8 protein-coding genes are annotated in these 12971 nt (G+C 39.8%); 3 read left to right on the top strand and 5 right to left on the bottom strand.

Annotated features, from left to right (window positions below; all coding sequences use genetic code 11):
- Nucleotides 1-70 precede the first annotated feature (70 nt).
- Complete coding sequence (locus DLD82_RS16355) at nt 71-1246, bottom strand: ABC transporter substrate-binding protein (protein ID WP_109942203.1); 1176 nt, start codon at nt 1244-1246, stop codon at nt 71-73.
- Between the two features lie 71 nt (nt 1247-1317).
- Here DLD82_RS16355 and DLD82_RS16350 point away from each other — a divergent pair, with 71 nt between their 5' ends.
- Complete coding sequence (locus DLD82_RS16350; protein ID WP_109942202.1) at nt 1318-1653, top strand: hypothetical protein; 336 nt, start codon at nt 1318-1320, stop codon at nt 1651-1653.
- A 2-nt stretch (nt 1654-1655) separates the two neighbouring features.
- Here DLD82_RS16350 and DLD82_RS16345 read toward each other — a convergent pair whose 3' ends face one another.
- Nucleotides 1656-2666, bottom strand: a complete 1011-nt coding sequence (locus DLD82_RS16345) for a YeiH family protein (RefSeq protein WP_109942201.1) — start codon at nt 2664-2666, stop codon at nt 1656-1658.
- A 204-nt stretch (nt 2667-2870) separates the two neighbouring features.
- A complete protein-coding gene (locus DLD82_RS16340) occupies nt 2871-3956 on the bottom strand; it encodes an ABC transporter substrate-binding protein (protein ID WP_109942200.1) in 1086 nt (361 codons plus the stop codon).
- Nucleotides 3957-4695: 739 nt separating this feature from the next.
- Between DLD82_RS16340 and DLD82_RS16330 the strand changes: the two genes are divergently transcribed.
- Together DLD82_RS16330 and DLD82_RS16325 are read left to right on the top strand one after the other, a co-directional pair.
- Nucleotides 4696-7113 carry a methyl-accepting chemotaxis protein gene (locus tag DLD82_RS16330; protein ID WP_181391495.1) on the top strand — a complete coding sequence of 806 codons (2418 nt, stop codon included), beginning with the start codon at nt 4696-4698 and terminating at the stop codon, nt 7111-7113.
- A 156-nt stretch (nt 7114-7269) separates the two neighbouring features.
- Nucleotides 7270-9258, top strand: a complete 1989-nt coding sequence (locus DLD82_RS16325; RefSeq protein WP_181391494.1) for a PAS domain-containing sensor histidine kinase — start codon at nt 7270-7272, stop codon at nt 9256-9258.
- A 440-nt stretch (nt 9259-9698) separates the two neighbouring features.
- On the opposite strand, the gene DLD82_RS16320 is transcribed toward DLD82_RS16325, so the two are convergent.
- The gene (locus tag DLD82_RS16320; protein ID WP_109942196.1) at nt 9699-11396 is read right to left on the bottom strand and encodes a trypsin-like serine protease; all 1698 of its coding nucleotides are present in this window, start codon (nt 11394-11396) and stop codon (nt 9699-9701) included.
- Between the two features lie 381 nt (nt 11397-11777).
- Complete coding sequence (locus DLD82_RS16315; RefSeq protein WP_109942206.1) at nt 11778-12833, bottom strand: DMT family transporter; 1056 nt, start codon at nt 12831-12833, stop codon at nt 11778-11780.
- Nucleotides 12834-12971 lie beyond the last annotated feature (138 nt).

The raw sequence follows: 12971 nt of genomic DNA, 5'->3' as shown, positions 1-12971 counted from the left end.
ACCAGATCCTGATCCGATTTGAGGGTTTTACCCTCTTAATGGATCCGGTTTTTCATGGAAAAAATGAAAGTTATTCTGGATATACAAATAACCCCACATCCTTGAGATTATAATCTGCCCCGATAAAGCGGTCAAGATATTCCTGGTGTATCGCTTCCGGATTCAGTTCTCCGAACATCTCCGGATGCAACCATTTTGCAAGGTACGGAATAAGCACTACCTGCCTGATGGTCCCGAATAACGCATGATCAACAAGGTAAACATCCCCGTTTTTCACCGCAGTGGAGCCGGAAAATTCTTCCTGGCTCATGATCTGGTTTCGTAACTCTTCGCCTTTTGCCCGGGCATTTTGCGGATCGCTTGCCTGATATTCAAAACTCTCCGGATAATAAATATTCCAGATCTCATCGATGAGCACATCATAATCATTGCTCATCAGCCATTCAGGATCAATATCTCCAAAGCCAAATGAGAGATCATGAGCGGCATTTTTACCGCCGGAAATAGCAAGAATATTTTCCCATCCGGCCATGCCGGAACCATAGGTACATAACTGGTCAGCAGAATACCCTGCAGCCTTGATAAGAACAGAGGGTTTTTCTGATTCACTTAGTTGCCCTGCTTTTTTCTGAATAGGAGAGACAATACCGGCATAATAATCCGCAAACTCCTGTGCTTTCTGATTGTTCCCGGTTATCTGACCCAGTTTAATAAAGTTTTCCGCCATTGTGTTGGGATTTACAAAATCAAGCACAACAACTTTAATTTCCGGATCAAGTGTTTCAACCGCTTCTTTTACTTTATCTGCATACCACTCTTCGTTCTGAATTACCATAACGTCCGGATGAATCTCAACTATCTTTTCATAATCAAGATCCATTTCTCCACTTTCCGGATTAATGGCAGGGATATTTTCAAAGCCCGGATAGAACTGCTCATCAGAGATATATCCGTCACGTGCCACAACCTTATCCCAGGCTCCGACAATTTTCAGTGCCTCTCCAACACCATAAAACTGAAACCCGATTCTTTCAGCGGGTTTGTCCAGAGTAATCTCACGTCCAAGAGCATCGGTGAAGGAAATAGAATCACCTGACGCCGGTATAACTACTAAAAACAATGATATGAATAACAAAACAATCAAAGCATGCTTCCGGTCTGCTATCATAGAACCTCCAAAATATTGTATGTCATTCTTTTTTAGGTAATGAACAATATTTCCTGAACTTTTTTTGGTTTCACTCATAGTGTTATCCTCAATCAGATGAATATATAAGATGTGAAATGGAGATATCCCCTATGAGCATTTACTATGGTATGATTGAAAAAAATATCAAAAGAGGAATAAATTTTCAAAATGCGATTATTTCTCTTCATGATGGACAAATGACCTTTGAAGATCAGGGAGTGAATCTGGTGAGTATTATCAGGCCTTCGAAAAATGAACTGATCCTGACTGTAAGGAAAAATCACTCAGAACAGACACAAAAACTTCTCTCTGCATTGGATACTAAGAATGACACAAACCCATTGAAGATACATATTGAACTAAATGGAAATCCTTTGTTTGGAGGGATAACAATTGATACTACGGTAAAAAAATGTGAAAAAAGAGAGGATGAATCTTCTATTTCATGTACCTTTTCTATATAATTTTAAATTTGTCCGGTAACCCATTGTAGAACAAGACTGCTGGTAGCAACGATAATCCAGAGAATACCTCCAAGGGCTATCGGCCTCCATCCGGCATCTTTCACCGCAGTTAAGGAACTACTCATCCCAACTGCTGCCATGGCAACAGTAATACCAAAATGTGCCAGGAACTTTAAGGGGTCGTTCAGGATCTCCGGAATCAGGCCGACAGACTGCATCACTGCAGCTACCAGGAATAACACAATGAATGGTGGAACTAAACGGTACCATTTTGTGCAATCCCGATCTTCTGGTGGAACATTCCGGTTCTGGAACCAGCTTTGAAAGATTGCCAGAGGAACAATGGCAAGAGTCCGGGTAAGTTTTACCACTACTGCATATGAGGTTGCGAGTGCCCCATATACCGTAGCAGCAGCCATTACTGAAGATGTGTCATTAACTGCAGTACCTGCCCAAAGTCCGAACGCTTCCTGGGAGAGACCTAACATATGACCCAATATGGGAAAAAGAACTGCACCGAGGACATTGTAGAGAATAATAACAGTAATAGAAATTGCAATAGCAGGACCGGATGCCTTCATAACAACACTCATAGTTGCAATGGCAGATGCACCACAAATTGCAGTGCCATAGGTAACAAGTGAACGTGTTTCATATTCAACATCCAAAATCCGGCCAATTATAAAACCACATGCAATACAAAGAACCAGAGTCCCAATCATCACCGGAAGACCAGAAATCCCGATTCGGGCAACCTCTGAAAGAGACATTCCAAAACCGAGAAAAACTATTGAGCCCTGTAATATTCTTTTCACTGCAAATGTTAATCCGGGCGCCCACTCTTTCCGGAGACCAAAGACCTGACCAATGATAAGACCGATTAATATTGCAACAACAGGCCCGCCTAAAATGGGAATAAGAGTTCCAACCCACCAGGCGATAATACCAATTACTATTGGAATGATTAATCCTTTCAGAATTTCATAAATTGAAGAAAAATGAATATTAAACATAATTTAACCTGATATTCATGAACGGAATTTCAAAAAAGCACCCTACCATATTCATTTACATATATAAATAAACAGTAGTCCCTCTTCAGTTCTTATCATTGCCTTAACCAGATTATTTATGTCTCGGACAATACTGAAATATCAACACAATATCTGTTTAAAGCCAAAAAGAAGATCAAATTTAAAAAACAAAAAATTAGATTTTCAGGGATACCCTGCAATGCCAACATCATCAAGATTGACATCGGTTTTCAGGTACTTAGTCAGGTATTCCTGGTATGTTTTTTCCGGCTCAAGATTCCCGAATAACTCCGGATGGATCCATTTTGCAAGATAGGACACATAAGCCACCGGATGATTCCAGAGGAAATGATCTGCCAGGTACACCCGGTCATTTGTTATTGCTTCACTTCCGGTATAAATTTCATTAGCAAGTGTTTCTTCCCGTATCTTTTGAGCCGAGGAAATTTTATTGGCCGGATCAGTAGCTTTGAGACCGACCCATTCAGGGTAAAACCCTTCCCAGACCTCTTTTACGATAACATCGACATCTTTGCCAATCAGCCATTCTGAATCAAACTCACTATATGGCCCTGAAATCTCCGCAGCAACATTATTTGCACCTACAATACCAAGCAATGCATTGGCGGCAGCAAACCCTCCTCCATAGGTATAGAGTTCATCCGGAGAACTCATACCATGAGCCTGGAGAAATACATTGGGCTTTTCAGAATCCGCTAAAGTTGAGGTTTTACTTTTAATGGGAGAAATTACCGAATCAAAAAATGCCAGGTAATCTTGTGCTGCTTCTGTATTTCCGGTTAATTTTCCAAGTTTTTCATAATTATCAGCCATCGTGTTCAGATCAAGGAAATCAAGCACAACTACCGGAATCTCAGGTTCCAGTGAATCAATAGCCTTCTGAATTCCTTCCAGATCCCAATCCTGTTTTCCAATTATCACGACATCAGGCTTTAATTCCATTAATTTTTCATAGTCCAGGTTCATATATCCTGTTTCAGCGCTGATAGCCGGAATACTTCCAGCATTCGGATAAAACCGCTCGTCACTGGACATTCCATCCCGTGCAATAACCTTGTCCCATGCCCCTACGATCTTTACCGGATCACCTACCATGTAATATGCAAGTGTTTCAGCAGGTTTCTCAAGAGAAATTTCCCGGCCCATAGCATCGGTAAATGATATAGCCTCATCTGCCTGCACAACAGAAATCAATGCCAAAACAAGCATCATTCCGATAAAGATTTTTAAAACAACATTGTATGCCATTTAAACCCCTTTAATTCCCTATTACGTATGAATTTTGGTGGAAATCAACCAATACCGAAAAAATTTCGGGAACCCAAATGTCCGGAAAATTGTAAGATATTCTCAATATTTTTTATCTTAACCAAATTAATCGGGGATTTGTGACCTGAATGAAGTTTATTAGGTAAGAATACATCTGCACCAAACAGGTAAAAGAGATATTGCACAGTAGATGTGCAAATAATCATTCCCGGACAGCCGGGGATGAAAAATATGGAGGTTACTTGAAGTATATACATGCTATATTCCGGAACAGAAAGCCGAATATTTCAAGACAGACATTAGAGGAGGTGTGGCTGAACCCATAAACAGAAAATTCCCAAAACTTAAAAACCGGGATTTTTCCCTCTTTTAATGTGTTGCAAAAAGATTTTAAAAATAATTACAAAATGTAATTATTTTAAAGTCCAGATGCAGAGGCATTATTACAGTAATTACAGTATAGCATGATTTTCCTGGATATCCTTGAAATAATTGTTATACTTTGCACATATCATCCTGACATGACAGACAGAGGCAACTATTTAGGATGCCTCTCTTTTCGATATCAAAATTTTATCAAACGATAATTTATCGATATTCTTCCATAATTATTTTTATTTTCCTGAAATTTTTTAAATTAGAATTTTTTCACTGTGATAAAACAAACTGTTTTTGGTTACTTTATATCAATACCAAATAAAATACCGGAATGAATCAGATGACAAATACAATTTTTAAACCAATTCCCAATCTGACAATTGAGAACCTAATTCAGACGATAATCAATCAGGATTATCCGGATACAGCATATGGAGAATGCCTGAATGAACAAGCGATCCCAATAATTCGGAGCAACAGTAATTTTACCATACTAGATGCAAATGCAGCATTTTATGAAGAGTCCGGATATACTCCTGATAACCTGCAGGGAGAAAACCTACGGATTATTCCGGTATCTCTTGTCAAGGGTGAATCCATATGGGATGCTTTGATTAACAACAGAAAAACAATAGGAGTTGCAGAGATAAAATTTCCTAATAAAACTGAATTTTACCGTGTTATCACGTATCCGGTCAGTAATTCAGAAAAGTCTCCTCCAAATCAATATCTTATCACATTTCAACTGGGAGATGAGATGACCATTCCCACATACGATGCGATTTTGGCCTCCCTCTCAACATCATGCGAAATTCTTGCGGAGACTGATGGGAGAATACTCTCTGGTTCTATCGAAATAAATAGAATTTTTCCAGAATCTGTCCTTCAGTCAGGAAACATCTGGAACTGGGATCGTATTGCATTACTCAGAGAAAAAACCGAACAACTATTAAAAAATAATGGATTTGTCCGGAATAAAATCGAACATTACCTGGTGGAAGGATCCTCAGTATATGAAATCACCATACAGGTATTTGAAATAACACTGCTTAAAAGAAGAGTTCTTCACCTGACAATAAACACCGTGTCTGAAACACTGAGACAAAAGATAACTGAAATTGAAGGAGGAACACAAGTCTCCGATCTTCTTTCAGATATTGCATCCCATGTCATGAACCGGGATTTTTCATACCGTTTAAACGCTGATACCATAAAATGTAATCAAATACAGGGGATAAAAGCCTGTAATGAGATGCTGAAAACTCTGGAAGAAGAAAATTCAGCACTCACAGAGATAACCGAATCATTAAAAAAAGGTATTTTACCACAATCTTTTCCGGTTACCAATGGCCCACTCAATCCAATTATTCAAAATTTCAATGCAATTACTTCTTGTTTAGACCAGATGCATAAGAGCCTTGAACAATCTATAACCACAGTCAAATCCGGAGACATATGTCAATTATCTCAAAAAAAAGACCTTCAAGGGATATATCTCCTGTCAATCACCGGAATTAATGAGATACTTACCAGCATTGCAATACCCCTCCGTGAAATTGAACGGGTAGCGGGAGAATATGCATCATGTCACTTTTCAGCCAGAATGAAAGAGGATCTTTCATATCCGGAAGGATTTTTACCGATAAAAGAGTTCATGGATGCCATCGGTATCTGGTGTTCAGGTGTTGTAGGAGAGATTGCACGAGTCAGTAATCTCTGTGCATCTGGAGACTTTACTGCAAAGATGAATCCTAAACTGCAAGTTACCGGAGATTTTGTAACCATACGGGATTCCCTGGATAATATCGGAATAAAAGTATCAGAAATCATCAATACCATGCATGAAGCGGTAGAAAGTCTTGAAGATTTAACCATTGAAATAGGGGATGATGTCGGGGAGATGGCAAAAGAATCAGAAAAACTTGCCACGAATTCGGTAAATGTATCAGATCGGGCGAGAAGTGTTCAGAATGAAGTACGGGAGATGATAGCCAGCACAGATAGCGTCCTTAAGGGTCTTTCAGACATCAATGAAAAAGTAAAAGAAGGGATGAATACATCTGCCCGGACACAGGAGATCTCATCTCATGGCATGAATCTGGCAAACCAGAGTCGTGAAGGAATTGAAGCCATATCAAGTGCAGCAGGTTCTGTTGACAATGGTATCGCCCGTATCCATGATGAACTGATGCGAATTGAAAAAATCATTAAAGTAGTTACGGACATTGCAAACCAGACAAATCTTCTGGCCATTAATGCAGCAATTGAAGCAGCACATGCAGGATTGTACGGGAAAGGGTTTGCAGTTGTAGCTACAGAAGTAAAGCAGCTTGCAGTCCAGGCTAAAAGTTCAACCACAGATATTTCATACACACTGATCGCATTAAATGAAGCATTTCTTGAAGTACGTGAGAAGGTCTCTGAAGTTCAGAAAGAGATAGATTCAAGAAGTATAGCAATTTGTGAAATGGCAAATCTCTTTGAAGAGATGATTAAAAAAATAAAAATCATTGCTGACATGAGCAGGGATACCGGTTCACTCACAAAAGATCAGGAAGCCCTCATTGAAAGCCTGTATGAACGGGCACAGACTATCGGAAACCTGATGACCGAAACTGCAAAAGACGCAGAGACATCAGCCGGAGCATGTATCAATACCTGTTCTTTTGTAGAACATATTTCAACCCATATTACCGAAGCTTCAAATTATACCAGGGAGATTCATGAAATGATTGAAAAATTGAAAGTCCAATCATAATATACATAAAAAATACGGGAAACCATCCCTCTTTTGGATATGGATAATGCTAACCGAAAAGGAAATTCTTATAATCAATATTTTACCATGTTCCTGAATTTTTTAAAAAATCCCGGATATCAGATTACCCATAAAATTTACCAAAAACTGATAGATATGATACATAGCTCTGAACCCCCATACAGAACACAAACAAAAGAACCTGGCGGTGTTGGACAAGACCCACTTGACCGGATTATCATTGAATGTGATGAATCAACCAATGAACTCCTCTACCTGAATAAATGTGGAAAATCACATAAAAAAGAAACAGATATCCTAAACAATGGGGAGGAAATTCCGGGAAAAACTTCAGTCAGGGAATACCATGATAATGATACCGGATTATGGTATCAGTGCTGGGATTCTGTAATCAGATGGTATAACGGCAAACTTATCAGGCTTGAAATAGCCATGAATATTACTGCCCGTAAACAGATAGAATCACAAATCCTACAGTTATGCAACCTGAGAGAACGTCTTTTTACTCCAAAACCACTTCTTACCAAACTCCAGGACATTACAGACACTGCGGTACCTCTATTTGGGCTCTCACTCTCCTGTATATGGCTATTTCAAAATATCATTGACATATCCCGGATTTCTCTCCTTCATGATGAATCATGGACAGCATGTCAAAATCCAAAAAAACAAAAACTAAAACTTATCATCAGTTCATCCAAAAAAAATGAAATCCCCCTTCTTATCTCCTCATTATCCACATTTTCAGGATATAAATCAGGCATACCTGATATCATGGAACCGGTGGAGATTGAAAATCCGGAAGATTTTTTTCACTCATTACGGTTACACATCAAAGAACAGGCAAGGACATACAATCTTCACCATTCCGAAATATTTCCTCTCATTGATGCGAGTGGAAAAACAATCGGATATACCTGTTCATTCAGAGAGAATGAATTTATTTCAGAAGAGCAGCAACTCTTAAGAAACCTGGCACATATCACATCACAGGTGATTATATCAGATTTAGCCATGCAGGCTCATGTCCGGACCATGGAAAAGTACCAGATACTGGTAGATAATCTTCCCCAGGGTGTTTTCCTAAAAGATAATGACCTTCGGTACATTTCATTCAACAAAAGGTTTGCAATCGATGCAGGAGTTGAATGGAGTTCATTATTTGGTAAAAAGGATTCGAATATATTCCCTGCTTCCCTGGCAAAAATGTCTTCAGAACTGGACAATTCAGTTCTTATATCGAGGGACACCCGGGAATCGGTATTTGAATATATCCAGGATGACAAGACCAGGTGGATTGAATCAATCCGGACTCCCCTCATTGATAACGATGGGAACGTTTCCGGAATACTTGGGATTATGCATGACATAACCCGGAGAAAACTTGCTGAAGAAGAACTCCAGTGCCTGTATAATGAACTTGAAGTGAGAGTAGAAGCAAGGACTGAAGAACTACTTCGGACACAGGAATCATTTCACCAGGCTAACCGTAAATTAAACCTCTTAAATTCCATAACAAGGCATGATATCCTGAACCAGATAACAGCCCTGTACGCCTACCTGGAGTTTGCCAGAGAACAGGTGACTGATCCATCTACACTTGAATATCTGGAAAAAGCCGTAGAATCTGCCAGAATGATTCATGAACAGATTGCTTTTACAAAATTATACCAGGATATCGGGGTTAATGCACCGTTATGGCAACCGGTTCGCCAGGTCATCTCCCGGGTTATCAGGAGTATTCAAACAGATTCGGTAACCATCACCATGTCTCTTCAAAATATTGAAGTATACGCGGATCCTCTTTTAGAAAAAGTCTTCTACACATTGATTGATAATTCAATCAGGCATGGAAACCATGTATCACACATACATTTTAGTTTTAAAAAAACATCCAATACCCTTACCATATGGTATGAAGATAACGGAACCGGGATAGAACCTGACAACAAGACCCGAATCTTTGAGCGAGGGTTTGGGAAAAATACCGGACTGGGTCTCTTTTTGGCTGAAGAAATACTAACCATTACCGGTTCATCCATATCTGAAACCGGAGAATACCGAAAAGGAGTCAGATTTGAATTGACATTTCCCAATGATTGTTTCAGGATCTGTTCTGAATAAATAAAGCAACCAATTAGCAAGAATAAATTAATACTGTTGTTTCCAAAATGATTTTTAATACTTGTTCCCGAAATTTCGAGTTTATCTTTTTGAACAAGTTGCTCTTGAAAAAATTGGATAAACAATTTTCAGAATTACAAGTTTTAAACTAAAACTCGTTTAAACCGATAGTAACCCAGGTTACCCCTAAAACATCACCATCGGTGTCACCAACACACTCCAAATCCTTATTGCTCCTAAACCAAGGGAGAAATAATCATTTGTATGGTCCGTAACTCGATAAGAATGTTTTGTAGCCTATTTCTCTAATAATTGATGATTCTTTTATATACTTATGATAAATTTTACTGAATCCGGAAAAGATTATAGATTTTTTATCATAAAAAAGACAATTTGCAATTAATCTAAAAATTTATGACTAGATTTCTTCTGAAAAACGGTTATGGTTTAATCCATGAAGAACAACATGAATCTTCCTTTTTTTCAGAAACTGAATTTTTAAGCCAGCACCTGGCTGAATCACCCTGAATTCCGGGTTTAACATATGTACATGCGGCACATTGAGAATCCTGTTTACATGCCTGAATACAAAGGAATGGATCATCAGCAGAAAGATCAAACGACGAATAATCTGAACCAGGTAAGTTCATATTTTCTTCTATATCATTATTGCCGTTAAATTCTATCAAATCCGGTTCAATTACTCTCACTTCATCCGTTTCAACTGGTTCAATGTCACTGGTTAAGTCTTCATGGATGATCGGTTTCGTTAAATACTGAGTTGACAATGGCAGAATCTCCGCATGGAACTCTTTAGGAGTGGGCGCCGGAGTTGGAGTAGGAGTGACTTGTTCTCTTGTACAGCTACATTTTGCTTTTCCAACAACCGGTGAATCATGGGGATCATCTCCTGCCACACGGTCAAGATCAAGCTGAGTAATAAACGCCCCATCAAGACACCAGTCCTTCTTTTGGTGACTTAAATCAGGACCAACATCCATCCAGTATGTTGAGCCCCATGTATCATAACCGGCTGGTTTTGAGCATTGGACCTGTCCGATAACCGGTGAATCCATGGGGTCGGATCCAGCAGCAGCATCAAGATCGATTCCAGTGATATAACTTCCCTGCGGGCACCAGGATCCAAGCATACTATGACTGTTTATCCCCTTTGTTTCAATCTGTACCCATTCACTTTTCTCCCATTTCTGACTTTTTGCTCCTTCAATCTTACAACACTTTGCCTGACCAATCACCGGAGTGTCCATATCACTTGCGGAGCGATCCCCATCCAGGTCCAATGCAGTTAGATAACTTCCTTCAGGACAATACTGGGATTTTCCATGGCTGTTTATTCCTCCGGTCTGAATTGGTATCCATGAACAATCTGACCAACTCGGAGTAGGAATTTCAAGAATCCAGTTATATGCGTATGATGTCGGACGATAGGTACTACTTGAATCTTGATTCCAGGATGCAACTCCAACCACATGACCAGCTTTGTTAATTATTGGCCCTCCGGAATCTCCCGGACAAGAATGTAATTGTGCATTTTTAAAACTGATTCCGCCCCATCCACTCCCATCAACAGCAACTTCCATCTTCATTTTACCTTGTGATGGAGATTTACAGTCAACACCAGTGTACCCAAAACCAACTAAGGTAAGTTTTTCGCCTACAAATGGAATGTTCCAGGGATTTTCCAGGGAAATCGGATTTACAAGGGCAACAGAAGATGCCGGCTTATCCAGTTCAAGCACAGAGTAATCCTCTCGAAGCCATCCCCTCTTTCCGTATTCGGGATGAATCCTGACATCACCGGCTATGGTAATATCCTGGCGGATTGAGGGATTATTAACGGGTCTAACATCATGGAGTGTAAATTGCCCACGATTATTACAATTATTCCCAAAATCGTCGCAAAAACAGTGTCCTGCACTCAGTACCAGATTGGCTGTAATCAATGTTGCCGAGCAACCACCTACGGTTCCCACCGCTTCAAGCTCTCCTTCAGGAACAGGGGAACCTTGTGATAATGCCTGCTCAATTTTTCCGATATTATCATCTGCAAACCCGGTATTTATACACAGTAACACCATAAAAATGCTGAAAAGTATCAGAATAACACCTGTTTTCATGCTTCACCTCTTTGATAATTTAACTTCTATTATCACCACAATTACCTATCATTATCTCTTTACCAACTTTACAAAATTCAATTCAAATGATCTTCATGAATCCTGAAAGCAAAAAAACAAAAATTTCCCGACATATCAAAGAATAAAACTGAACCGTGAATCCACCTCCTTTATTCAGGGGTTAAATAAAAAAACCTAATTTGACCCATGAGTTGTTAATAGGTATTTCATAACATAAGAGTATGCACAGCAAAATTGCCATGCATATGATTTTTTTCTGTCTCGTGTCAGACACAAGGTATTCGAATTTTTTTACACTCCGGTTATGGACATTTAAAGTTCTGGGGGATAAATATATCTAAATCTGATAATTTATTATCCCTACTTATCATGTTCATGAAAATGATGAAGGTCAGGAGTATGGGAATGGTCATGAACAATTTTTTCATGTTCATGAGGATGAGCATGCACTACATCTTCCATACCCGGACTATGATGGATATGATGACCATCGTCATGACTGTGCCGGTGTTCATGCTGTATCGCAACATGAATATGACGGTGGCTATGCTGTTCGGTTGCAATAAGCCATGCTCCGACAGCCATCAGGGGCAGACTCAGCAGTAACGAAAGGCCCGGACTTTCACCCGGAAGTGGAAGAGAGAGAATAAGACCAATAAATGGGGCAGTCGCAAATAATGCCCCAGTCCTGGCAGAACCAAGAACTCTCATGGCCCGGATAACAAAAAAGATTGAAAAACCATAACCAAGGCAGCCAATAATCAGAGCCGCCGGAATAATGGCATAGGAAGGAAATGGTTCGCCTATGGCCTGACCCAGGCAGACACTAAAAATACCTGCAACAAATCCTTTGATCATAACAATCTGGGCAGGTTCTTTCCCTGATATGACCCGGGTAAAATTATTGTCAAGACCCCAGCAGAAACAGGCCAGGATGATGAGGATTGAACCTGTGGAAAAACCAAAGGTTCCGGAAGAGTCATACGAAAGTAAAAGTCCACCAAATACGACTGCAATAATAGCACAAATTCCCCTTTTTCCGAGAGGTTCACGAAATCCGATAACGGCGATTAGAGTTGTAAAAGCTAGCTCAGCATTGAGGAGCAGAGACGCAGTTGACGCAGGAGTGGTAGTAAGGCCGACCATACAGAGGATAGGGCCGATTACACTTCCAAAGGCAATGACTCCAATAAGCCAGGGAACATCAGTTCTCCGGATAGGAGACTCATTTTTCCCTTCCGGATTTGTTAATCTCCTGATGATGAGCCCTCCAATCCCGGCTCCGACATATAGTAACCCGGCAAGAGTGACCGGCCCGATATCAAAAAGGAGAATTCTGGAAGCAGGAACTACTGCACCAAACAGAGCAGCAGCAAGAAGTGCCATCAGTATTGCACCCCGGTCAGAATGTTGCATAAACGATATTTGTTTTTTGGAAAGAAAAGATATTTGGCAGGGAATTAACATTATTTTGAAAAAAGGGAAGAGAAATGAAAATCATTTGGGCTCTCGTGTGTAGATAATGTTACGAATTTTCTAAAGTTAGCATCCGGA

It is taken from the genome of Methanospirillum stamsii, assembly GCF_003173335.1.
Taxonomy (GTDB): Archaea; Halobacteriota; Methanomicrobia; order Methanomicrobiales; family Methanospirillaceae; genus Methanospirillum; species Methanospirillum stamsii.
This window is presented reverse-complemented; position numbering and strand designations above follow the sequence as displayed.